Origin of the sequence: Bradyrhizobium guangxiense (assembly GCF_004114915.1) — a bacterium.
GTDB lineage: Bacteria > Pseudomonadota > Alphaproteobacteria > Rhizobiales > Xanthobacteraceae > Bradyrhizobium > Bradyrhizobium guangxiense.
Map to the genome: position 1 here is coordinate 1 of NZ_CP022219.1, position 24,622 is coordinate 24,622.

Consider the following 24,622-nt stretch of genomic DNA (forward strand, 5'->3'; position numbering starts at 1 on the left):
AGCAATATGTTCGCACCCGGCTAGGTTCGGCGTTGGATCGCGACCTGAGGCTTCTCAAGCCCTCGGATTTCAAATCCGTGCTTAGGGAGCATCGAACAATCGAGCACGTCATCTTTACAGGAGGCCTAGCGGAGCGCGAGACATGCCGATACATGGTTCGTGAGCGGGTAATCAAGGTTTCGAATGTCTTGGGTCGGATGCCCAGGTCACGAACACTGGGACTGGAAGGTAGGTCCATTAGATTGCATGCTGTGCCTTCTCCATCCGCTATGACGAGACGCTCGGGTATGACGAGCGAGCAGAAGATCTCGATCTATAGTCAGGTCTTGACGGAAGCGTGTCCGGATATGGCCGCGGAGATCGCTCTTTAGCGTGGGGCGAATGTTTCACAACGAAGGATCGATGAATCAGGTTGGCAGCCAACGCCTAGGGTACGGCGAATATCTGGGCTCGGTCAGCTTTAACGACATCCACGGAGCACACTTTGGATCGACAACATAGCGCGCCTATTCTTCTCTCTGCAGAAGGATCCTCTATTGCTCTTGAGCTTGTCCCGCAGCACGGTTCGGCGGCCTCGATACTTGAGGCACAAATACAGGAAATAGTTCACGCTCACCCGGCGGCTCTGCCAATCGCCGAAATCGACCCGTTGTTCGTGGGTGCGCTGAGCGTTTGCCGAGAAATGCAGCTTGGCAAGGCTGGACGCGTCGACAATTTTCTAATCACTCCTTCGGGCCTGCCGGTTCTGGTCGAGTGCAAGCTGTGGCGCAATCCAGAAGCGCGGCGCGAGGTGATCGGCCAAATCCTGGACTATGCCAAGGTGCTCAGTCGATGGTCTTTTTCTGATCTCCAGCGAGAAGTCGGAAGCCGCACAGGAACAGGACCGGACGCACTTCTTCAACTTGTCCGTAACGTAGCTCCGAATGTTGACGAGATCCAATTCACCGACGCTGTCACGGCGAACCTTCGCCGCGGTCGCTTTCTACTACTAATTCTCGGTGATGGAGTACGCGAAGATGTCGAGGCCATAGCAAGTTATCTGCGGATCCATGCCGGATTGCACTTCACCTTTGGTCTGGTGGAATTTCCGGTTTACCGGTTGCCTAACGGAGAGCATTTGGTCGCTCCCCGTGTCGTGGCCCGCACAACATCCATTGTGCGCAATGTCGTTGCTGCACCCGAAGGCTTTGTTGTGCAGGATCTGAACGAAGGCGCGGCTGAGGAGGACACAGAGATCGATCCAGACCGCGCTGCTTTGGCCGCTACACAGCAGGCATTCTGGAAGGAGTTTTTGGACTCTCATTTGCAACTGGACGATCGGACCCAGAGCGTCCCCAAGCCTGCGCGTCAGGGCTACTTAGCATTCATGTTGCCGGCCCCCCAAGGCAGCAGCTGGCTCACCGTCTACCGAGACTTGCACAAAGGAGAGGTGGGCGTTTTCCTCTCTGCCAGTCAGAACAGCCCCGGCGAGATCGCCATGAATGAAATCGTCGCCAACTGGGACGAAATCAAACCCGCTTTGAACGGTACAGCCCGGCTGACGAACGACAAATATAATCGCACGCGGATTATCGATTCTAAGACGGTAGGGAACTTGAACGACGCTGCCATTCGAAAGGCTGCCTTTGACTGGTTGGCGGAGCGCGTAAACACCTTTGTAAACGTCCTGCGCCCCAGAATCCGCGACGTGGTCGCGGATGAAGCCGGACGCGTCGACTAACGCTACTTTGGCACGCTGCCGTTCTTGCGCTCCTAATCATGCGGAGAGGAGCTAGGCCGTCGGCCGACTTCTTCCATAACAATGGATATCCGAATGACATCAAGTCCGGCGGAAAAGGCGGATTCCGCGTTGCAGTAGACGTACCGTCGTTCGGATTGCGGCTCGTCCTGGCATCGTGTTGGATCCGTCGAGTGGCTTTGGCCCTTCGGCGACCTCAGGTTTGTGCTGCTTTTCCGCCACTGTTGGGGCCTGAGCGGACATAAAGCGGCGAGCCGCTTAGCCAGGATCCGGTCTAATTAATCAAAGTAACTCAGAACCGAGATGACCTGGTTCGGGCGGCGGCCTTTCGCCTGGGATAATGGACGACAAAGGAACGTTTAGAATCCTGCAAAGATCGAACGTGCGCGCGGCGGGGACTTCATTGATGCCGGCCTCATAGTGTCCAATCTGTTGCTGGGAAACACCTAGCATCCTTCCGAGATCAGCCTGAGTCATCCGGACGCCGAGCCGACACTTTCGTATTCTTGCTCCCATTTGAAAGGCGAAGGTTGAGGCGGTCCTCTTCATTGATGGGTCCCTGGAGTCTGTGGCATGCTAATCTCAATTTACCGCCTAACTCCGAAATGCTGTCCTAGCGATCATTTGGCTCGTATTGAGCGTCGTGCCTCTTTCACGAGCTGACGGCGCTGCCGCCATCGGCAGCGGGCTTCTTCGATTTCCCAGAATGCCAAAGCGAAACGGGCGGCCAGGCTAAGTGTAATCGGTATCAGCAAGTATGCCCGATGGCTTAGGGGCTGCATCACACAATTTCCAATGCGCATGAAATCTTGGGCTGTAAGCGACTCAGGGAATGTTAACAGGGGGTAGCGGGCCAGACGGCCGGATCGCCACATTATTGGGGGGCTCTTCCGCGAATGCCACGAGTGCAATCAAACCGGCACAACATAGGATGATTAAAAAGCCCAGCCGCCATCGCCCTTCCGTTCGGTCGTGGTCGGAAGTGTCAAGCCGGCGTGGGCCCGCTGCTGCGCGCATCGTTAATCTCCGAATACCGTGACAATGAAGACCAAGTCTTCCCCAGCTCCAACTGTGCATATCGCGCCACTCAAAGATGAAAACTACCTAGATAGGTGGATCGCTATCGTTTATGCATGTTCTGGCTAATAGCCGATCTACGTACGCTTCGGAAATTATGAATCGCGCCATCAATTTTGCCGATCCTCAAGATCAAGAAGTTTACGCACTTTGGGACCAGCTGGCCGACTTCTCCGTCGGCGAGGGTGACGCCGCACTGACGCACTTGTTGTCCGCACTTTGCACCATGTTGTCGGCACGCAATTCGCTATGGGGTGTGCTCGTGCGATTGCCCTCGCCGAAGCGGGCCGATCCCTTGCTCGGCTGGCGTCCGCGCCTGGTCCGCGTACTCGACCCGATTCCGGTGGTGGCAGCATCGGTGCAGAAGCAGTACGATACGCTCTGGTCCAACAACGTTGACCTGTCTCAGATCCTATCGATGTCGGGAGATGAGCCCTTCCGCGTCCGTCTGCTGTTCGAAGCACTGCCGCAGGAATGGTTTGAGGGCGAGCACTATCGCCGGCACTATCTGGACGCCGGCTTCGCCGACAGCATTTCCGTGCGAATCGCACTCAATGCCGACGTCAGGATTCGCCTGTTTGTATTTCGCGACGGGCAGTCGCCGCGCTTCACGCCTCAGGACGCTCAGCGTCTAGGTTTCGCGATGCGTGCCTTACGGTGGTTTCACCGGCAGCAACTGCTCAGCCATGGTCTGCTCATCGCAAACGCCCCCTTGACACCTGCTGAACGCAGGGTGCTTCTCGCATTGCTCGACGGGCACACGGAAAAGCACATTGCGCAGAAGCTCGACCAAAGTCCGAACACTACGCATTTCCACGTCAAGGCGATCTACGCCAAGTTTGGTGTGCGCAATCGGTCGGCACTCAGTGCGTTATGGCTCCGCAAGTTGCGATAAAGGAGAGCGGGCGTACATCAATTACGTACCTGTTGTATCGGTGATTTGACCGATTGCTGATCTCTGTAGAGGCTCGATTTTGTGCTGGCATGGTACGAGGGGTTGCGATGCCCCAGTCGGGACGAGACGGCCGTCTCATTAGCACGCCCAAAGCCGGTGTATACTGCGCAGGGGCGGAGCTTGATTCGTCATGTTGGATGCGATTCTCCTGTTTGCTGGGAACTGGAGCGATAGCTCTCGTTCTAATCGCGTTTTGGGGCGCGTATAGCCGGCCGCGGGAGCGCTAACGGCATTGCAGCGCAGTCTGCCGCGCGATCAGTGTCGCCGCTGATCCAGCTCTTTTCGCATCGCGTGAAGAAATGCCTTGCGCAGACGTAACTCGCGCTCCTGTCCGATAATCGCTCTTTCGCCCGAATTGAGCACGTCACCAACGGCATCAAGACCCATTGGATCACGTGATCTGGGCCATGTTCAAAGCGCCTTGCCAACATCGTGCATCCCGGGAATCCAGGTCCCGGCCCGGTTGTCAGGTGCGAAAGCTCCATGAGGATGCTGAAGGGCAAGCAGACAAGCAACGCGCATCACCTGACGCAGGCAATGCAATATAACCCCGGAACTCATGGTCCTGCCCATGAGCCGTCGCGACATCGCGGATTACCTCGGCCTGACGTTCGAGACCGTTCCGCGTACTTTGTCTACACTTCGCGACCGAGACTTGCTTCGGTTCGAGGGGACGACACAAAAACGTATCGAACTTCTTCGACGTAAAGAACTTGCAGAACTAGGCCCCCCTCATCTCCCGAATTCAACCCACATCGCTCTCTGCTTGCGGCGTAAAACAGCCACGTCCTCACGTTCAAATGCGATTGCGGCAAGCTGGTGTGGGACCAATAGCCCGGCTAGCCAATGATGCACAGCGCGATCACTCGTGCACATCTAGCTTTTCGCTCCCAGCAATCGCAGATTAGGCGAACACCACGCGATCGGCGCAGAGTATGGCCGCGTGAGAGCTTTCGGTTACTCAAAGTTCCCCTCGACGGGGACAGCCAGCTCTCACTTTTTGCTAGGCAAACTTATTCCTTTAGGGTTGGGTTCATGCATAGCGTAGAGCGGTGGTTCGCCGCAGTGACGGCAATCGGTTTCATTGTGACCGTCGCCGGGATGATATTGCTGCAAACGATCTAAGTTCTAGCTCCGCACGAATTATAGGCCCTAGCGGGCGGCTTTGGGCTGTAGGTCAGCCGCGCTGCGCTTAAGATGGCTCGGAATTACTTCTTCAACAGTAGTCCCAACTTTTGTGCCATGCGCCTCACCGATCCGGCGTGGCGGCCGAGTTCTGCGGCTATCCTCGATGTACCAACTCCCTGCCGGGCAAGCCCGACTAATCGTCGGACCTCCTGCTCGGCCCATTGCTTTGGCTTCGGTGTTTTCATGATGCGGCGCTCGATCCGCACCAGTTAACCAGCGACCGAAAATGCCGACACTTGGGAAATTTACGGGTGGGCTTCCTGCCCGGGGGCCGGCCCACGCCATTGAACGGCAATATCGGTGCTTGTGGCTATTGGCTAGAGACCGGGCGTACAGCTGCGCTTGCCACGACCGCCGCTTCTGACCCAAGGCAGAGATGTCTCAAGGTGTGGTATAGAGTGCCAGGATGGAAGCCAGAGCCGCATGGAGGAATTCCGCTATGAGGACGGCAGCGGTCATTTGCGCGGTATTCGCGGTGCTTTCGGTGACGTCCGCAGAGGCCGCGGAACGGGTTTGGCGCTTGGGTCTGCTCACAACTCCGGGGACCACTGGCAGTAACACCTTCGGCTCTATCATGCTGTCCTACTTGGCCCGCCGCGGCTTCGTCGAAGGCCGCAATCTCACTGTTGATTTTCGCGCTGGTACGGAGGAGCAAATGTCGGGGCTGGCGCATGCGCTGGTTAGCGAAAAACCCGATGTCATTGTCGCCTCTTCCGATTGGCCGCTCCACGCTGCGCGCTCAGTAACGAAAACAATTCCGATTGTCGCCGCACCGATAGGCACCGACCCAGTCGATGCCGGTGTCGCCGAGAGTTGGGCGCATCCGGGCGGCAACGTCACCGGCGTTTGCCTGATCGCGCCGCAGCTTGAGGTCAAGCGTCTGGCGCTGCTTCACGAAGCGTTGCCCTCCGTGCGTCGCGTTGGGGTGCTGGCCGCTCATCGCAAAATTGTGGAAGCGGGCTTTCCGCCCTTGCGTAAGGCTGCTGCCGAGGCAGGACTAGAACTCGTCGAAATCTGGGTCGAGAATCCAAGCGAGTATGCAGCCGCCTTTGACGCTTTGCGCGGACATGGCGTTGAAGCGCTTGTAATTGTGCCTCTCCCAGAGCTAAATCGCGACAGCGAAGTTCTTGCCGCGCTTTCGGCAAAAGCCGGACTGCCGACCATTGGAGGCTTTCGCGAGAGCGCTCAACGGGGCTTGATGATCGGCTATGGTCCAAGTCCCCGAGAACTGGGCCAGCAGGCAGCTAGTTATGTAGAGCGCATATTCAATGGCGCAGCCGCGGGCGAGTTACCGTTTCAAGGACCCACCCGCTTGGACTTCACCATCAACATAAAGACAGCTAAAGCACTTGGCGTCGCGATCCCGCCGTCTCTCCTCGTAAGCGCCGAAGTTATTGAATGAGGTCTTCTGTTGGCCCATCGCGACATGTTTCGCTGCCGCGCGAGCTTGGTCGCTGTCGGAGCAAAGGGGACGTAGTCACCAGTCATATGACGCCGCCAAGTACACGGCCTAGATGACTTGGGCGCCAGCTGATTGCAGCACTGCTGCATGCGTTCTGTGGCCTCTCGTGTCGGAGCTGGTAATTACGATACGCGTGAAACAGTGCGAACAGCTGAGCGGAGTAAATCAAAAGGCCTGTGACGACGGTGAGTAACGTCGCTCAGATGGTGGCTACATGCGGCCGATCCCTGAGCTCTGCCGAGGTCTGCCTTTATCGCTTTTGATCCAGCAATCGTTTTAGGCCGCGGTTGATCACCTGCCGACGTCTTCCACAACATCTGAAAACTGATTCCGAGACGTTCGACGGGCGCTCAAAATGAAGGTTCCGCATTTGCCAAGGGATGTTCACACAAGTCATTTCGTACGCACGCAAACGGGGAAATAGGACAGCGTTGTTGGCCCAATTGTACAAGCACTGGGTGGTTTCGTCGTGTCTCGGCAGGTGATAGGGAACCAGAAGTTAATATTTTATTAATCGTTAGACATTGTGAAGCACCTTTTCAACCTCGACGCAGCGCGTCCCTCGGAGGGGCAGGATTCCCGTTCTCCTGCCTATAGCCATGGCGATTCGTTGACCGCCAAGGGGCCCGGGCATGTCCCGGCAGGTGCGTTCGTTGTTCCCAATCCCGACCTGGTCTTTCACGGCAATTTCAAGCGCGAGGGTATCGATCTCGTACTGTCCAAGGAGGGCGCGGAGTTCGTACTTCGTGATTATTTCAAGGGCGAGACGCGCGCTGCGATTGCGTCGCCCGACGGCGCCCATCTTACCGGCGACATCGTCAGCGCGCTCACGGGCCAGGTGCAGGTTGCGCAGGCCGCGCCCGGCGCTGCCGCGGCTCAGGTCATCGGCCACGTCACCAAGCTCACCGGCACCGCGACGGTCATCCGTAACGGTGTCTCGGTCATCCTGAACAACGGCGACAACGTCGAGAAGGGCGACGTGGTCTCGACCGGCGCCGATTCGACGCTCGGCATCACCTTCATCGACGGCACTGTGTTCGGCCTGTCCTCCAACGCGCGGATGGTGCTGAACGAGATGGTCTACGATCCCAACGGGTCGAGCAATTCCTCGCTGCTGAGCCTCGTCGCCGGCACCATCACCTTCGTCGCCGGCGAGACCGCCAAGCACGGCGACATGAAGATCGACACGCCGGTCGCCACCATGGGCATCCGCGGCACCGCCGTGCTCACCCAGATCAATTTCATCGTCCCCGCCGGCGGCGGCGATCCGCAACCGCAGGCGAGCTTCCAGGTTCTGGTCGAGCCGAACGGCACCACCGGCTCCTACATTCTGTTCGACAAGGTCACGCTGCTGCCGATCGCGACGGTCAACCAGGCCGGCCAGATGATCCAGATCAGCGGCGGCAACGTCTCGGTCTCCAATGCGCAGCTATCACCAGAGGTGCAGAAACTCATTGAGGACGTGTTCACACTGAAGTTCACCGACAACAACACCAACACCAAGCTGACCACGAATTTCACGGACTCGATTGTTCCTGAAAGCATCGGGCCTCTGATGAAAACCGTGAGCGCCACAGTTCCGACTTTTTCTTTCACTGTCGCTTCCGACAAGTCGGTTGTTGAAAATCAGTCGGCTGACATCTTCTTCTTATTTAGCCCGACAAAAATAAGTGTAACCGCGGTTCACGACAAAGCCCATTTTTCAATCGCCGAGCAGGTGAAAATCGCCGACTCGAATCCGTCGGATGTTCTTACTCCGTACGTTTCAGGAAGCGCCGCTATCTTATCGATAACAGGCCCGAATCTTCCAGATGGTATTGATCTGGCCAAACTGGTGTCCCTGGATGTCACGACGGGGGTCGTCAGCTACGATCCGGCCAAGTTTAAATTTCTGGGTGCGAACAAGCAGATCGTTATAACAATCGGATTCGATAGCAGGGCCGGAGCTGATCTTTTTCATGAGACCATCACCGTCACGATCACCGGCACCAATGACGGGGCCTCGATCAGCGGCACGGCGGCCGGAGCGGTGAAGGAAGACGGTACTTTAGCCGCGAGCGGCACGCTGGCGGTCTCCGACGTGGACAGCGGCGAGAACCACTTCCAGACCCCGGCCTCGTTGTCCGGGAGCTACGGCACCTTCACCTTCGATCCGCTCACCGGGGTGTGGACTTACACGCTCAACAATGCGGCGGCCAATGTTCAGGCGCTGGTGGGCGGTCAGATCGTCCATGACAAGCTGACGGTGACCTCGGCGGACGGTACGGCCTCGCAGCTGATCGACGTCACGATCACCGGCACCAATGACGGGGCCTCGATCAGCGGCACGGCGGCCGGAGCGGTGAAGGAAGACGGTACGTTGACCGCGAACGGCACGCTGGCGGTCTCCGACGTGGACAGCGGCGAGAACCACTTCCAGACCCCGGCCTCGCTGTCCGGGAGCTACGGCACCTTCACCTTCGATCCGCTCACCGGGGTGTGGACTTACACGCTCAACAATGCGGCGGCCAATGTTCAGGCGCTGGTGGGCGGTCAGATCGTCCATGACAAGCTGACGGTGACCTCGGCGGACGGTACGGCCTCGCAGCTGATCGACGTCACGATCACCGGCACCAATGAGGGGGCCTCGATCAGCGGCACGGCGGCCGGAGCGGTGAAGGAAGACGGTACGTTGACCGCGAACGGCACGCTGGCGGTCTCCGACGTGGACAGCGGCGAGAACCACTTCCAGACCCCGGCCTCGTTGTCCGGGAGCTACGGCACCTTCACCTTCGATCCGCTCACCGGGGTGTGGACTTACACGCTCAACAATGCGGCGGCCAATGTTCAGGCGCTGGTGGGCGGTCAGATCGTCCATGACAAGCTGACGGTGACCTCGGCGGACGGTACGGCCTCGCAGCTGATCGACGTCACGATCACCGGCACCAATGACGGGGCCTCGATCAGCGGCACGGCGGCCGGAGCGGTGAAGGAAGACGGTACGTTGGCCGCGAGCGGCACGCTGGCGGTCTCCGACGTGGACAGCGGCGAGAACCACTTCCAGACCCCGGCCTCGCTGTCCGGGAGCTACGGCACCTTCACCTTCGATCCGCTCACCGGGGTGTGGACTTACACGCTCAACAATGCGGCGGCCAATGTTCAGGCGCTGGTGGGCGGTCAGATCGTCCATGACAAGCTGACGGTGACCTCGGCGGACGGTACGGCCTCGCAGCTGATCGACGTCACGATCACCGGCACCAATGAGGGGCCTCGATCAGCGGCACGGCGGCCGGAGCGGTGAAGGAAGACGGTACGTTGACCGCGAACGGCACGCTGGCGGTCTCCGACGTGGACAGCGGCGAGAACCACTTCCAGACCCCGGCCTCGTTGTCCGGGAGCTACGGCACCTTCACCTTCGATCCGCTCACCGGGGTGTGGACTTACACGCTCAACAATGCGGCGGCCAATGTTCAGGCGCTGGTGGGCGGTCAGATCGTCCATGACAAGCTGACGGTGACCTCGGCGGACGGTACGGCCTCGCAGCTGATCGACGTCACGATCACCGGCACCAATGAGGGGCCTCGATCAGCGGCACGGCGGCCGGAGCGGTGAAGGAAGACGGTACGTTGGCCGCGAGCGGCACGCTGGCGGTCTCCGACGTGGACAGCGGCGAGAACCACTTCCAGACCCCGGCCTCGTTGTCCGGGAGCTACGGCACCTTCACCTTCGATCCGCTCACCGGGGTGTGGACTTACACGCTCAACAATGCGGCGGCCAACGTTCAGGCGCTGGTGGGCGGTCAGATCGTCCATGACAAGCTGACGGTGACCTCGGCGGACGGTACGGCCTCGCAGCTGATCGACGTCACGATCACCGGCACCAATGACGGGGCCTCGATCAGCGGCACGGCGGCCGGAGCGGTGAAGGAAGACGGTACGTTAGCCGCGAGCGGCACGCTGGCGGTCTCCGACGTGGACAGCGGCGAGAACCACTTCCAGACCCCGGCCTCGTTGTCCGGGAGCTACGGCACCTTCACCTTCGATCCGCTCACCGGGGTGTGGACTTACACGCTCAACAATGCGGCGGCCAACGTTCAGGCGCTGGTGGGCGGTCAGATCGTCCATGACAAGCTGACGGTGACCTCGGCGGACGGTACGGCCTCGCAGCTGATCGACGTCACGATCACCGGCACCAATGACGGGGCCTCGATCAGCGGCACGGCGGCCGGAGCGGTGAAGGAAGACGGTACGTTGACCGCGAACGGCACGCTGGCGGTCTCCGACGTGGACAGCGGCGAGAACCACTTCCAAACCCCGGCCTCGTTGTCCGGGAGCTACGGCACCTTCACCTTCGATCCGCTCACCGGGGTGTGGACTTACACGCTCAACAATGCGGCGGCCAATGTTCAGGCGCTGGTGGGCGGTCAGATCGTCCATGACAAGCTGACGGTGACCTCGGCGGACGGTACGGCCTCGCAGCTGATCGACGTCACGATCACCGGCACCAATGACGGGGCCTCGATCAGCGGCACGGCGGCCGGAGCGGTGAAGGAAGACGGTACGTTGACCGCGAACGGCACGCTGGCGGTCTCCGACGTGGACAGCGGCGAGAACCACTTCCAGACCCCGGCCTCGCTGTCCGGGAGCTACGGCACCTTCACCTTCGATCCGCTCACCGGGGTGTGGACTTACACGCTCAACAATGCGGCGGCCAACGTTCAGGCGCTGGTGGGCGGTCAGATCGTCCATGACAAGCTGACGGTGACCTCGGCGGACGGTACGGCCTCGCAGCTGATCGACGTCACGATCACCGGCACCAATGAGGGGCCTCGATCAGCGGCACGGCGGCCGGAGCGGTGAAGGAAGACGGTACGTTGACCGCGAACGGCACGCTGGCGGTCTCCGACGTGGACAGCGGCGAGAACCACTTCCAGACCCCGGCCTCGTTGTCCGGGAGCTACGGCACCTTCACCTTCGATCCGCTCACCGGGGTGTGGACTTACACGCTCAACAATGCGGCGGCCAATGTTCAGGCGCTGGTGGGCGGTCAGATCGTCCATGACAAGCTGACGGTGACCTCGGCGGACGGTACGGCCTCGCAGCTGATCGACGTCACGATCACCGGCACCAATGAGGGGGCCTCGATCAGCGGCACGGCGGCCGGAGCGGTGAAGGAAGACGGTACGTTGGCCGCGAGCGGCACGCTGGCGGTCTCCGACGTGGACAGCGGCGAGAACCACTTCCAGACCCCGGCCTCGTTGTCCGGGAGCTACGGCACCTTCACCTTCGATCCGCTCACCGGGGTGTGGACTTACACGCTCAACAATGCGGCGGCCAACGTTCAGGCGCTGGTGGGCGGTCAGATCGTCCATGACAAGCTGACGGTGACCTCGGCGGACGGTACGGCCTCGCAGCTGATCGACGTCACGATCACCGGCACCAATGACGGGGCCTCGATCAGCGGCACGGCGGCCGGAGCGGTGAAGGAAGACGGTACGTTAGCCGCGAGCGGCACGCTGGCGGTCTCCGACGTGGACAGCGGCGAGAACCACTTCCAGACCCCGGCCTCGTTGTCCGGGAGCTACGGCACCTTCACCTTCGATCCGCTCACCGGGGTGTGGACTTACACGCTCAACAATGCGGCGGCCAACGTTCAGGCGCTGGTGGGCGGTCAGATCGTCCATGACAAGCTGACGGTGACCTCGGCGGACGGTACGGCCTCGCAGCTGATCGACGTCACGATCACCGGCACCAATGACGGGGCCTCGATCAGCGGCACGGCGGCCGGAGCGGTGAAGGAAGACGGTACGTTGACCGCGAACGGCACGCTGGCGGTCTCCGACGTGGACAGCGGCGAGAACCACTTCCAAACCCCGGCCTCGTTGTCCGGGAGCTACGGCACCTTCACCTTCGATCCGCTCACCGGGGTGTGGACTTACACGCTCAACAATGCGGCGGCCAATGTTCAGGCGCTGGTGGGCGGTCAGATCGTCCATGACAAGCTGACGGTGACCTCGGCGGACGGTACGGCCTCGCAGCTGATCGACGTCACGATCACCGGCACCAATGACGGGGCCTCGATCAGCGGCACGGCGGCCGGAGCGGTGAAGGAAGACGGTACGTTGACCGCGAACGGCACGCTGGCGGTCTCCGACGTGGACAGCGGCGAGAACCACTTCCAGACCCCGGCCTCGCTGTCCGGGAGCTACGGCACCTTCACCTTCGATCCGCTCACCGGGGTGTGGACTTACACGCTCAACAATGCGGCGGCCAATGTTCAGGCGCTGGTGGGCGGTCAGATCGTCCATGACAAGCTGACGGTGACCTCGGCGGACGGTACGGCCTCGCAGCTGATCGACGTCACGATCACCGGCACCAATGACAACAACTCGGCGCCCGTCGTCGCAAGCAGCGCAACAACTTTCGACACGGTTAAGAACCTTGCCGCCAACAATGGCCAAGTTGTCTGCTCGGACGGTCAGTTCTTTTTCGGAGACACAAATCTACCGGTAAGTGACGCTGACAACAATCACGTCGGCATTATGATCACTGCTGTCGATAACGCGAACGGAGACTGGGAATACAAGCTTGCAGGCACGACCGTTTGGCTCAAAATCCCGACCACAGGTGATTTGCTCTTATCAGCTAACGACAGTGTTCGCTTTATAGGAGCAGCAAATGCACCAATCGAGCAGCTGACATTTAAAGCCTGGGACGGAACAGATGGGCATGTCGCCGGCGATATCCTCTTTCCACCTCCCACAGCCTTTGGTGGCTCAACGGCTTATAGCCTGGGGACTTATGTGGTTGGTGCAAAAAACAATGCACCGGCCGGTATTGCGGGTGATCCAATCAACCTCGGCCTAGTCGATCCGTCGTCAGATATGACGTACAAAGCTACTGTCATCATCAAGAACATTCCGAACGATTGGGTTGTAAACGAGGGAGAGCGAAATGCCGACGGAAGCTGGACGGTGCAAACGACCGCTCTTGATTCCATCAGCGTGACGACGCCTAGCTCTTTTTCAGGTGCTCTCCTGCTCGATGTGACCGCTTCTCTCGTATTTGCGGATGGCACCACGGCCACGGTACACCTGGGCGATAATGTTGAGGCTTATACACCGAGCTCCCCGATATTTGCTTGGGCAGGCAATGATTATCTGACCGCTTCAAACGGAAACGACCTCATCGTTTTCGCTCAGCCTATCGGGCACGACATCCTCTATAGCTTCGACGTCTCGCATGATCAGATCGACCTCATCGGATACGCCGGGTTCACCAGCTTTTCCGACGTCGAGTCTCACCTAACAGACGATGGCAAGGGTGATGCGGTGCTGACTTTGTCCGACGGGCAATCCATCCTTCTTCAAGGCACTCCCGCGGACACTCTCACGGACGCGAATTTTGTGTTTGATCAAATGCCCGTGGTCAACAGTAACGGAACCCTCACGATCTACGACGGAGCATTGCTGCCTCTAACAGGCTACGTGCACAATTCCGGTACGATTATGCTTCGCGCGATTGGCGCGGAAACAGATCTGCAGTTGACTGAATATGGTGCGACGCTCGACGGTGGCGGTAGCATCGTTTTGTCCGATAGCGATCTCAACATCATTTCTGGCACGAGTTCAAACGTTACACTGGATAACAAGGACAACACAATCTCAGGTGCTGGTCAGTTAGGTAACGGCGAACTCAGCTTAACAAATGCCGGCACCATAGCTGCAACCGGAACTCATCAGTTGGTTATCGATACGGGATCCAACCTTGTACAGAATTCGGGAGTCTTGGAGGCATCGGGAAGCGGTGGGTTGACCATCATCAGCTCAGTTGAAAATTCAGGATTGCTCTGGGCGCACGGGGCCAAACTCACGGTTCAGGGAACGATTGCGGGTAACGGCAGCGCAGTCGTAGACGGCGGAGGTATTCTTGATTTGGAGGCCTCGTCCACTGCGAATGTGTCCTTTGGGTCAGAAACGGGGGGGACACTGGCACTTGGAGATGTATTCCATTTCAATGGGGTGATTTCGGGATTCAAGGCCTCAGACGTAATCGAACTCGAAAACATAAATCCAAACGGGTCGACAATCAGCTATCTGGAAAATTCTGAGGGTACCGGCGGATTGCTCACCATCGCAAATGGATCGCAGGTTGCTCATCTTAGTTTTTCGGGTGACTACTCGGCGGACAACTTCGCTATTGTTTCAGATCAAGTGAACGCAACGTCTATCATTTACATACCCCGGGCGGACCTCATGTGATGATGTCAGTTTAAAAAATGGCGGCAGATTGCCGCTTATGTGTGGGGACAGCTATGAGCAGCTATCACTCGCTATCATTGGAAGAACTGTTGATCCATTACCACGAAATATGCAGCATCCTTCTAGATAGGACAGGCCTAGAATCTCGCCTGGTGAAACGGCGCGCGCCTTATCCAATGATCAAACCCCGGTTCCAAAATCCTGAAAGTCCTTTTCAGACCTGGAGCGGGCGCGGGCGACAGCCGCGCTGGATGATGGAATTACTCGCTCAGGGCAAGTCTCTTGAGGATCTCAAGATCCATTAGGGGAAAGTGTTCGGCTGCTCGCCGACGTGCCTAGTGCCTAGTCGTGCATCCTGCGTCGCTTCCATTTTTTAGCTTCTCTCTTGGACTATTCCGCGCAGCCAGGCTGCGCTGGTAAGTGCGTGGCTGCTCCCATCTCATCAATTAGGCTCCGGACTGACGCAGTCGCCTTCTGAACGCCGTCGGTGCGTTCGCAAACGGCTCAGCCGATGCGGTTAAATGAAGGGGCAGCCCCTGGCCGAGTTCTTCCATAGCAGCGCATACCGCGAATGCGGCCGATTCGTTCAAAAGCCGACGAACGGGGGCTGGTCAGGCTGCATTTGCCTCCGACTCGGTGATGCGCTGGAGTTCGAATAACAGCTCCTGAAAATGTTTGGCGAGATAGCCAACTACTTCGCCGTTATGCAGCAGCTTCGAGAGTAGCCACAGCCAGTACCAGGTCGAGAAGATCGGCGCCGTAGGTCTGCTCAGCTACCTTGAATTCACGAGCGAGCGAGGCCGATTCCCGCTTCATCCGCGCGAGCTGCTCATCCGACAGGCCGGTGGTCGCGCGTGGCGTGGCCCGGACAGCTTTCGAGGGCGGCGCAACCAGCAAGCGCACATAAAAGGACCGCGCGGCGAGCAGCTTTGCGCTGATCTGGAATTCGGACGACGTCCTTAGTGAGTTTGCAGTTGTCGGCGCAGGCTCGTACTACTCGATCGACGGCCCTCGGAAGTGCGGAACGCCTTAAGCGGGACTGTCGAGTTATTGTCGGGGATTCTCCAGAATTGCGCAAACACAGGTGTTTAGGAAACGTTAGCATGGCCCCATGGGGGAGCATCCTCGTGATCCCAATGCGTTCGAATTAATCTTGTCGCGGGACCCGGAACAGATAATCTAGGTGTAACCAACTAGGTTCTGGCGGGGCGAGCCCATGAGATGCCTGGATTGTGGAGAGCAGAATCGAACCGACAACCTGTATTGCGAAGCCTGCGGCGCCCAACTGGGCAATAGGTGCCACTCCTGCGGCCATCTAAACCTGAGCAGCAGTCGGTTCTGTGGTCAATGCCGCGCCCCGCTCACAAATCCGGTAGCGCAGCCGCTGCAGTCAGCTCAAAGCGTGCTTCGATCCTTGCAACAAAAGGGCGGAGAGCGTCGGCATCTTACAGTTCTATTTGCTGACATTCGAAATTCTACCTCCATCATCGATAGCCTAGGCGACCCAGAGCTTGCGATGAGGTGTCTCGAGCCAATCGTCGCCTCGATGAAAGATGCTGTTCACCGCTTTGGGGGCACGGTTAATAAGGTCCAGGGCGATGGCATCATGGCCCTCTTCGGGGCTCCCCGCGCCTACGAAGATCATGCCGTTCGTGGTTGTCTTGCAGCTCTTGCAATGCAGGATTCGGTTGCCAAGCTTCCAAACTGTGGCCTAGGTATCAGGGTAGGCCTCCATACTGGGGAGGTGGTGGTTCAGACGGTCGAGAACAGCATCTATCAGACCTATGATGCTGCGGGCGTGAACGTTCACCTTGCAAGCAGAATGGAGCAGGCCGCCGAAGAGGGCACCATCCTCATTAGCGAAGCGACGTTCGCAGCTGCTAAACAGTTCGTCGAGGCGACTTCTCTCGGTTCCTATAATCTCAAGGGAATTGCGGCGCCCGTAGAGGGGTACCGACTGCTGGGCACACGCCATGCCCCATCGAGCGATATTTTTCGCGCCGGGCAGCTCAGTCCTCTCATTGGGCGCGAAAATGAGAGTGCTGCTCTCGAATTAGAGTTGTCGAATGCGCGCAGGGGAGACGGCCGCGTAGTTGGCATTGTCGGTGAAGCGGGGGTTGGAAAGAGCCGCCTCTGCTTCGAGTTTGCAGAGAGCTGCCGCCATAGAGGAATCCGCGTCTACGAGGCTCGGGTACTGGCGCATGGACGCGCAACCCCATTTCAGCCGGTCCTGGAACTGCTGCGCGACATATTCGGGATTCGAACCACAGAGCCGGTCGATGTCCTTCGCGCACGAGTCCTGGATCGGATCAGTGTTCTCTCATCTTCCGAGAGCCTCCCCTCTCTAGTATTGGAATTCTTGGGACTATCTGATCCACGCAACCCTGCACCCAAGCTGGACCCAAAGACGCGAAAAACCTTGCTCCTTGATCTCGTCAGAGCTCTGGCTCGCTCGGGCTCGCCGGATAGCATAAATGTAGTGATCATCGAGGACCTGCATTGGATCGACGAAGCCAGCGAGGAGTTTGTTGAGGTTCTCTGCGACTCGGTCGTTGGAACGCCAATGCTCTTGGTTGTAAATCTCCGGCCAGGCTTTACGGCCGCTTTCATGCAGAGAAGTCACTACCGCCAGATTGGCATTCAGCCGCTTACATCGAGCGAGGCCGATCAACTACTCCGAAGCCAATTGGGAGGCGACGCTTCACTCGCGCTGCTAAGCCGAAACCTCGTGGAGCGCGCACAGGGTAATCCGTTCTTTCTTGAAGAGCTTGTCAAAACGATCGTGGAGCGAGGCAGCCTGGAAGGACAGCGGGGCTCATACCGCCTAACAGGCGGAATGAACGTGATTCCCATTCCGACGACGGTCCAAGCCGTGGTCGCGGCGCGGATCGATCACCTTGATGAGAGGACAAAATCCGTTCTTGAGAATGCATCCGTCATTGGCCGGATAGTGCCAATGCCGATACTACGAATGGTCTCGTCGCAGGCCCCTGATGAACTGAACACAGCTGTAGATCAGCTTCGCCGGGCCGAGCTCCTGTATGACATACCCCCGTACGATCAGGCATCGCTTTCGTTTCGCCATCCCTTGATCCAAGAAGTCGCGTACAAATCTCTAATTCGAGAACGTTGCCGCCAGATCCACAGCGCAGTGGCGAAGGCTATGCAATCCTTCTACAAGGCGCGTGCAGCTGAATATGCGGGGCTGGTGGCGTACCATTTGGAACACGCCGGAGAAAAGCTCTTGGCGGCACAGCAGAACGTGCAGGCTGCGATGTGGGTCGGCACAAACGATCCTGCGCAGGCTCTTCGCAGTTGGAAAAAGGTGCGCGAGCTTCTGCTTGACCAACCTGCAACGCAGACGACTAGCTATCTCCGAATGATGGCCAGCGGTCAGATCGTGAATTTTGGCTGGCGCGAGGGGATTCCGGCGGAGGATGCAAAGCTTTTCTATGAAGAAGCCAAAGAGATAGCGGTCTCGCTGGGAGACATCAGGGCGAATGCACTCATCAATGCCGCCTACGGACGCGTTCTCGCCAATGGAGGCTCCGCTGATGAATATGTTGATCGGATAAGAGAAGCGATCGTGATCGCCGATCAGCGACAAGACGTTAGTGTTCAGATCACTCTGAAGGCGGTCTTATGCCACGCATTGCGCCTCTCCGGTCGGATGACTGAGGCGCTTCTAGCCAACACGGAAGCTATGGAGCGCTCCCAAGAGATCGAGAAGTTTGATCGTCAGACGCTTGGATTTGACATTGATGTCTGGCTTGCAGCGATGCGCGGGCAAACCCTCGTCATGCTTGGACGGGGAGACGAAGCGCGGCCTATACTCGACCGGATTCTCTACTCGGACGGTGCCAAGTTGGATGCAATACATTTTGTGATACCAAGCCTAGCGTATGCAGATCTAGCTTGGGCAGAGGGCAATGTCGTCCTAGCTCAAGAACATGCTGATCGTGCCTTTTCGCTATCTGTCAAAAGCGGAAGTCCGTACCTCCGCGTTTATGCGCAGGCGTGCAGAGGATTGTCCCACTTGATAGCCAGTCATGCCGATTTGGCTGTCAGTGATCTTTCAAAGGCGCTTGCGTTCGCGAGAACACGGAAAGCTGGACTGGAGAACGAAGCTCGAATGCTGGCCGATCTGGCAAGCGCCTATTTGATGCAAGGAGACGTAGGCCTAGCGCTGTCAACCGCTGAAGAAGCAGTACAGGTCGCGACCTCGCGCCATACTCGTGTTGCGGAGTGCCTAGCGCGCATAGTTCTCGCACGTGCGTTGCTGATAACGGGCGAGACCGACAGACGCGTGGACGGGGAGCGGGAGCTCGCTCGAGTAGGCGAGTTGATAGAGGAAACAGGCGCTCGAATATTCGAACGCGCTGTGGCGAATATTTCGTCGCTTGATGCCGGGTCGGCTGTTTCGCCGCGTCAGGCGGTTTTGATGCGCGCCGGGAGGGCGACAGACTAGCGCTTTCTAGTTTTCTTGCCTTTTTTTGCCTTACCCCTTCGCGTGACAACTTTCTTCGAGCTGCGGCCACTTGCAGGCTGTCTCCTCTGACGCCTTGTGGTTAGCAGTGAAGGTTGCGGAGGAGTCTGTTCGCCATTGTCTTTTGGCGGATCGCTGGCGTCTCCGGGCTCATTTGCGTCAATCTCAGTCTTGCATTTCAAGATTATCGTCTTCCAGAAGAGACCGTTGGGATCAGGGTCGTCGTAGATCTCAACGTCGTAAGGCGTGCCAAGAGCTGACTCGTATACTGCCCAGAAACGCACCCCCACGCATTTATCATTGATCGCGCCCGGAACTCCCACTGCAGAACGGAGTTCGGCAAGTATCTTATCGTGAACAGACGAAGTCAGTATGTCCTTCAGAAATTTCAGCCATCTCCCTTTCGGTCGATTGCCGCCCGATACGGGGAAGATTTTCAATCGCCATGCGATTCGGCGCAGCTTTCTTGTAGGCTCGAAGAAGTCGTCATTCTTATCTTTGATGTGCTTACGAAGCGTTTTGAGTTTGTTGCCGCTGAAGCTGGTATTTAAGGCATCAATGAGTTCAAGGTCATTCGGACTTGGTATCAATGCTCCCATGTCAATTTCTCCTCTGAATAATCTCGAAAATACCGCACGTCTTGATCGTGCCGACATTGCCTGTCTTCAGTACGCTGGCCCGTCGTTTCCAATCCAACGCCCAGCATTTGAAGGAACTTCGTGGAGGCGAGACTTGCTTTCGATTTGGGTCGCTGACTACGGGTCCTAGTTCCTCAACAGCACGACGAATGGTTGGTTGAGTGCGGCCAGCTGAGAGCAGGTCAAAGCCTACTCCTGTGGCCCAAGCATCGGCGGCACAGTCGCAGGCAAGGATGCTCCCACAATATTGGCGTGGCCCGGCTGCAATGTGATGACCGAGCTCATGCGCCAATGAAAAGGTCAGCGCGTCGGGCCCCAGCGCGGGGTGAAATATCAAACCTCCAAACAAATCAACGGTCCGACGTTTGCCCACGGCTGAAGCTTGCGCGTTTACAACGGGGATGCTTTCGAGCAATCGTATTTCGATTTGCGGGAAGAGAGCTTTGGCTGCGGTCACAATATTGCAAACAAAATCCAGGCGCTGAACGGAGCGATCCTGGAAAGTATTCGCCAGTCTAGGCTCATCACCTATCATCCGCTGTCGCCTTGCGCACAACAGAAGGTCCAAGTTGGGCAATTTTGCCTATGCAACTATTCGTCTGCAAGAGCCATCGGTCAAGACGCACTCGATGATCACGCGATCCGCGAGAACAGTGCAGAGGCGACGATCGTCACCTTAAGTCTCTTGGAAGTCAGATGCCGTTGGACAGCGCGAGGGCCCGGGACAGCGTCGGGAGAGGTGCTACAGTACCGGTATGTCAAGCTGCGGGAGGAGTTTTTGCGGGGCGGTCCCCCAAGCGAGAGAACCTAAGCCGCAGCAGTCGAGCAACTTTCTTTCGAGATTCTCTCCCTCCGCCATGGGCCTCACCCCACCAATTTCCACCTCCCATCTCCGGCTCGTTTCAGCGCTGGATCGCTCACCCGCACATGCTCGGCCAGGAAATCGATGAGCGCGCGCACGCGCGCCGGGAGCGGGGCGGTGTGGCCGACATAGACGGCATGGATGTCTTCGCGGTCACCGGGATTGTAGCCTTGCAGCACCGGGACGAGGCGTCGGGCCTCGATGTCGGGGCCGATGTGGAAGAGGGCGAGGCGGGCGAGACCTACGCCGCCGAGGCAGAGGCGGCGGGCGGCTTCGCCATCGCTGGCGCGCGCGACGGGCGGGGGCAGGGCCTCCTCGGTGTGGTCGCCACGCTTGAACGGCCAGCCGCGGATGCTGCGCGGAAAGGTCCAGCCGATGCCCCGGTGATCGGCGAGATCGGCCGGTGTCCTCGGCGTGCCGCAGCGGGCGAGATAGTCCGGCGCGCCGACCACGACCATGCGGCTGGTGCCGAGCTTTCGCGCGACCAGACGTGAGGCCCGCAACGGGCCGACGCGAATGGCGACGTCGGCGCGCTCCTGCATCAGATCGATCACCGTGTCGGTCAGCACGAGATCGAGCGTGACGTCGGGATGCTGCTTCAGAAAGCGTGGGATCAGCGGCATCAGATGCAGCATGCCGAAGGGAATGTTGCAATTGACGGTGAGGCGGCCGCGCGGCGACGCGCCTGAGGCCGCCTCGCGCTCGGCCTCCTCCATTTCGGCCAGGATACGCAACGCGCGCTCGTAGAAGGCCTGGCCTTCCTCCGTCAGCGTTAGCTTGCGCGTGGTTCGGTTGAGGAGCCGCGCGCCAAGGCGCGACTCCAGACGCGAGATCAGCTTGCTGACGCCCGACGGCGTCAGGCGCAGCCTTCGCGCGGCCTGGGTGAAGCCGCCGAGGTCGACGACCCGGACGAAGACCTCCATCTCGGCCGAGCGGTTGGTGTCGAAACGAGCCATGTTGAATTCACGTCACAAATGATTGGATTGCGGACATTCTAATGGTTTCGCGACGGTGCCGCTATCTCCGTGGCTCGTCTTATCCATTGGAGCAACGCATGCCTCCCGCCGTCCTCGCGCTTACCGCCGGTGCCTTCGGCATCGGCACCACCGAATTCATCATCATGGGCCTGCTGCTGCAGGTCGCCGCCGACATGCATGTCTCGGTGCCAGTCGCGGGCCTGCTGATATCAGGCTATGCGCTCGGCGTGTTCGTCGGCGCGCCGGTGCTGACGTTGGCGACGCGGCGGATGCCGCGGAAAACAGTGCTGCTGGCACTGATGGCGATCTTCACGCTGGGCAATGCAGCTTGTGCGCTGGCGCCGAACTACGAGTTGCTGATGGCCGCACGCGTGCTGACCTCGCTCGCCCACGGCACGTTCTTCGGTGTCGGCTCGGTGGTCGCCACCAGCCTCGTCCCCGACGACAAGCGTGCGTCTGCGATCGCCACCATGTTCATCGGCCTGACGGTCGCGACGCTGCTGGGCGTGCCCTTCGGCGCCTGGTTCGGCCTTATGCTCGGCTGGCGCGCGGCGTTCTGGGCGGTGACGGTCATCGGGATGGTTGCCTTTGTGGTCGTGGCGGTGCTCGTACCTGGCCATGTCGGCAATGGCGAAAAGCCGATCTCGCTCGCCGAAGAAATGGCCGTGCTCGGCCGTCCGCAGGTGCTGCTCGGCCTTGCCATGACCGTGTTCGGTTTTGCCGGACTGTTCGTCGTCTTCACCTATATCCAGCCGATCCTGACGCGCTTCACCGGATTCTCGGAGGCTGCCGTCTCGCCGATCCTGCTGGTGTTCGGCGCCGGCCTTGCGATCGGCAACGTCGCCGGTGGCAGGCTTGCGGACCGCGGCCTCGCACGGGCCCTGACCGGCACGCTTGGCGCGCTTGCGATCGTGCTGCTTGGCCTGGCCGCCGTGCTATCGATGAAGATTCTTTCCATCGCGCTGATCTTGCTGCTTGGCATCGCCGCCTTCGCAACCGTCGCCCCGCTCCAGCTTCGCGTGCTGGAGGCCGCCGGCCCGAGCGGTCGCACGCTTGCTTCCAGCCTCAACATCGCCGCGTTCAATCTCGGCAACGCGCTCGGCGCCTGGGCCGGGGGCGCCACCATCGATCGCGGGCTTGGTCTGTCCGCGCTGCCTCTGGTCGCAGCCGGGATCACGGCCATTGGTCTTTTGCTGGCGCTGTGGAGCCTGCGGCTCGACCGTGCGCCGGCCGTCGCCGCAGCGTGTCCGGCCGAGTAGAGCGAAGGTGTGGGGACCGCCGACAATTGGTTGCATCGGTCCTCACGCCAACGCGCCATGCAGAAACGCACCTATACAGGGCCGGGCGTCGTCCGTAACCTCCGCCGCGCAATTGAAGGAGATGCTGGCGTGGCGAAGCAGACGGCGACCAAGAAGAAAAGTGTCTTGAAGAAAGCGGTGAAGACTCCGGGCAAGGCGAGCCCCAACCGCAAGAGCGTGGTCGCGAAGCCGGCCAGGAAGGCGGTACGAGGGACGTCCGCCGCACCACAGCGTCCGAAGGGGCCAGCCTGGCAATGGTCGGCGGTGGAAACCGCAGCCGCAATCCGCTCCGGCGCGATCTCCGCAGTCGAGACGGTCGAAGCCCATCTCGAACGGATGCGCGCCGTCAATCCGAAGCTGAACGCCGTCGTCGTCGATCTCTCGGAAGAGGCGCTTGCCGCCGCCCATGCGGCCGACAAGCAGCGCGCCAAGGGCGGCGCGCTCGGGCTTCTGCACGGCGTGCCGATCACGATCAAGGAAAACGTCGATTACGAAGGCCGGCCGAATTTCAACGGCGTGCCCGCCAACAAGGGCCTGATCGCGCCGTCGGATGCGCCCGTGGTGCGCAACCTGAAAAAGGCCGGCGCGATCGTCATCGGGCTCACCAACACGCCCGAATTCTCCTTTCGCGGCTTCACCGACAATCCCCTGCATGGGTTGACGCTCAATCCCTGGGACCCCGATATCACCTGCGGCGGCTCATCGGGCGGTGCGGGTTCGGCGGTCGCCGCCGGCATCGGCACCATCGCCCACGGCAACGACATCGGCGGCTCGCTGCGCTGGCCCGCGCACTGCAACGGCGTTGCCACCATCAAGCCGACGCAGGGACGCATCCCCGCATTCAACGGGAGCGCAACGGCGGAGCGGCCGATGCTGGCGCATCTGATGTCGGCGCAGGGGCCGCTTGCGCGCCACGTCGCGGACGTCCGCCTTGCGCTTGAGGTGATGAGCCAGCGCGATCCGCGTGATCCCTGGTGGGTGCCGGCGCCGCTGGTCGGCGAGAAGCCGAAAGGGCCGATCAAGGTCGCGCTGGCCAAGATCCCTGAGGACATGGACGTCGATCCGTCCGTCGCAGCGGCGCTGCGCCAGGCCGCGGACCATCTCGAGCGTTCCGGCTATCGCGTCACCGAGGTCGAGGTGCCCGATATCAACGGCGTCTGGCAGACCTGGTGCGATATCATCACCAACGAGACTGTGGTGATGCAGGAAGCCGGCATGCTGAAGGTCACCTCCGAGGATTTCCACAAGGCCTGGGGCGGCATGAAGGCCAAGGCCAACGTGCTCGATCTCAAGGCCTGGATGCAGGCGACCGCCGCGCGCAGCGGCCATATCCGCGCCTGGCAATTGTTCTTCGAGGAGTATCCGGTCGTGCTGGCGCCGACCACCGTGAAGCCGACGCCCGGCCCGCGCGAGGATACCGTCAGCGCCGAGCGCGTGCGCGAGATCTTCTGGGGCGAGATCCGCTTCATCTCCGCGATCAACGTGCTGGGCCTGCCCGGCGCGGTAGTGCCGGTGGCTCTCCACGACGGCAAGCCGATCGGCGTGCAGCTCATTGCCGGGCGCTATCGCGAGGATCTCGCGCTCGATGCGGCAGCTGCGATCGAGAAGCGCGCCGGCGTGCTCACGCGCCAGCTCTGGGCGGGGATGACGTGAGGCTAAGCAATCTGTTGACGCAATGAAGATGCACCCTCTTCCCTTTGGG

15 protein-coding genes and 1 pseudogene are annotated in these 24,622 nt (G+C 59.6%); 12 read left to right on the plus strand and 4 right to left on the minus strand.

Going from position 1 to position 24,622, the window contains the following annotated elements:
• The first annotated feature begins 484 nt into the window (after window positions 1-484).
• Window positions 485-1,720 (plus strand): hypothetical protein, encoded by a 1,236-nt coding sequence (locus tag X268_RS00005; protein WP_245477737.1) that lies wholly within the window; start codon window positions 485-487, stop codon window positions 1,718-1,720.
• Window positions 1,721-2,020: 300 nt separating this feature from the next.
• Here the strand turns inward: X268_RS00005 and X268_RS40800 are convergent, their stop codons facing one another.
• Window positions 2,021-2,287 carry a helix-turn-helix domain-containing protein gene (locus X268_RS40800; RefSeq protein ID WP_128923030.1) on the minus strand — a complete coding sequence of 89 codons (267 nt, stop codon included), beginning with the start codon at window positions 2,285-2,287 and terminating at the stop codon, window positions 2,021-2,023.
• Between the two features lie 625 nt (window positions 2,288-2,912).
• On the opposite strand from X268_RS40800, the gene X268_RS00015 reads away from it, so the two are divergent.
• The 9 genes and pseudogenes from X268_RS00015 (at window position 2,913) to X268_RS00060 (ending at window position 19,127) form a co-directional block, all read left to right on the plus strand.
• Window positions 2,913-3,710: a helix-turn-helix transcriptional regulator gene (locus tag X268_RS00015; RefSeq protein WP_128923031.1), complete on the plus strand. Its 798-nt coding sequence runs from the start codon at window positions 2,913-2,915 to the stop codon at window positions 3,708-3,710.
• Window positions 3,711-4,326: 616 nt separating this feature from the next.
• A pseudogene (locus tag X268_RS40805) lies at window positions 4,327-4,494 on the plus strand (helix-turn-helix domain-containing protein); the annotation flags it as partial.
• A gap of 1,038 nt (window positions 4,495-5,532) precedes the next feature.
• Window positions 5,533-6,360: an ABC transporter substrate-binding protein gene (locus X268_RS00030; protein ID WP_164937442.1), complete on the plus strand. Its 828-nt coding sequence runs from the start codon at window positions 5,533-5,535 to the stop codon at window positions 6,358-6,360.
• Between the two features lie 586 nt (window positions 6,361-6,946).
• Window positions 6,947-9,700 carry a VCBS domain-containing protein gene (locus tag X268_RS00035; protein WP_430648247.1) on the plus strand — a complete coding sequence of 918 codons (2,754 nt, stop codon included), beginning with the start codon at window positions 6,947-6,949 and terminating at the stop codon, window positions 9,698-9,700.
• Window positions 9,701-9,714: 14 nt separating this feature from the next.
• Entirely contained in the window at window positions 9,715-10,011 is a 297-nt protein-coding gene (locus tag X268_RS00040; RefSeq protein WP_164937443.1) for a VCBS domain-containing protein, read from the plus strand.
• Entirely contained in the window at window positions 10,008-11,258 is a 1,251-nt protein-coding gene (locus X268_RS00045; RefSeq protein WP_208764409.1) for a VCBS domain-containing protein, read from the plus strand. The genes X268_RS00040 and X268_RS00045 overlap by 4 nt, the downstream gene beginning before the upstream one ends.
• Window positions 11,259-11,272: 14 nt before the next feature.
• Window positions 11,273-14,659, plus strand: coding sequence for a VCBS domain-containing protein (locus tag X268_RS00050; RefSeq protein WP_128923037.1), 3,387 nt, complete (start codon window positions 11,273-11,275; stop codon window positions 14,657-14,659).
• 176 nt (window positions 14,660-14,835) lie between these two features.
• A complete protein-coding gene (locus X268_RS40810) occupies window positions 14,836-14,964 on the plus strand; it encodes an H-NS histone family protein (RefSeq protein WP_245478005.1) in 129 nt (42 codons plus the stop codon).
• Between the two features lie 911 nt (window positions 14,965-15,875).
• The gene (locus X268_RS00060; RefSeq protein WP_128923039.1) at window positions 15,876-19,127 is read left to right on the plus strand and encodes an AAA family ATPase; all 3,252 of its coding nucleotides are present in this window, start codon (window positions 15,876-15,878) and stop codon (window positions 19,125-19,127) included.
• On the opposite strand, the gene X268_RS00065 is transcribed toward X268_RS00060, so the two are convergent.
• From X268_RS00065 to X268_RS00075, 3 genes are all read right to left on the minus strand, one after another.
• Window positions 19,124-19,744 (minus strand): hypothetical protein, encoded by a 621-nt coding sequence (locus X268_RS00065; protein WP_128923040.1) that lies wholly within the window; start codon window positions 19,742-19,744, stop codon window positions 19,124-19,126. The two genes, X268_RS00060 and X268_RS00065, sit on opposite strands and share 4 nt — an antisense overlap.
• 1 nt (window position 19,745) lies before the next feature.
• Window positions 19,746-20,318, minus strand: coding sequence for a M48 family metalloprotease (locus tag X268_RS00070; RefSeq protein ID WP_128923041.1), 573 nt, complete (start codon window positions 20,316-20,318; stop codon window positions 19,746-19,748).
• Window positions 20,319-20,647: 329 nt separating this feature from the next.
• A complete protein-coding gene (locus X268_RS00075; RefSeq protein ID WP_128923042.1) occupies window positions 20,648-21,601 on the minus strand; it encodes a LysR family transcriptional regulator in 954 nt (317 codons plus the stop codon).
• A 98-nt stretch (window positions 21,602-21,699) separates the two neighbouring features.
• On the opposite strand from X268_RS00075, the gene X268_RS00080 reads away from it, so the two are divergent.
• Window positions 21,700-22,881: an MFS transporter gene (locus X268_RS00080; RefSeq protein ID WP_164937444.1), complete on the plus strand. Its 1,182-nt coding sequence runs from the start codon at window positions 21,700-21,702 to the stop codon at window positions 22,879-22,881.
• Between the two features lie 129 nt (window positions 22,882-23,010).
• Window positions 23,011-24,573 (plus strand): amidase family protein, encoded by a 1,563-nt coding sequence (locus X268_RS00085; RefSeq protein WP_128923044.1) that lies wholly within the window; start codon window positions 23,011-23,013, stop codon window positions 24,571-24,573.
• Window positions 24,574-24,622 lie beyond the last annotated feature (49 nt).

Coding starts and splice junctions, on each gene's coding strand:
- X268_RS40800 (WP_128923030.1), bottom strand. CDS start 2,287: ATGAAGAGGACCGCCTCAACCTTCGCCTTTCAAATGGGAGCAAGAATA.
- X268_RS00015 (WP_128923031.1), top strand. CDS start 2,913: ATGAATCGCGCCATCAATTTTGCCGATCCTCAAGATCAAGAAGTTTAC.
- X268_RS00030 (WP_164937442.1), top strand. CDS start 5,533: ATGCTGTCCTACTTGGCCCGCCGCGGCTTCGTCGAAGGCCGCAATCTC.
- X268_RS40810 (WP_245478005.1), top strand. CDS start 14,836: ATGATCAAACCCCGGTTCCAAAATCCTGAAAGTCCTTTTCAGACCTGG.
- X268_RS00060 (WP_128923039.1), top strand. CDS start 15,876: ATGAGATGCCTGGATTGTGGAGAGCAGAATCGAACCGACAACCTGTAT.
- X268_RS00065 (WP_128923040.1), bottom strand. CDS start 19,744: ATGGGAGCATTGATACCAAGTCCGAATGACCTTGAACTCATTGATGCC.
- X268_RS00070 (WP_128923041.1), bottom strand. CDS start 20,318: ATGATAGGTGATGAGCCTAGACTGGCGAATACTTTCCAGGATCGCTCC.
- X268_RS00075 (WP_128923042.1), bottom strand. CDS start 21,601: ATGGCTCGTTTCGACACCAACCGCTCGGCCGAGATGGAGGTCTTCGTC.
- X268_RS00080 (WP_164937444.1), top strand. CDS start 21,700: ATGCCTCCCGCCGTCCTCGCGCTTACCGCCGGTGCCTTCGGCATCGGC.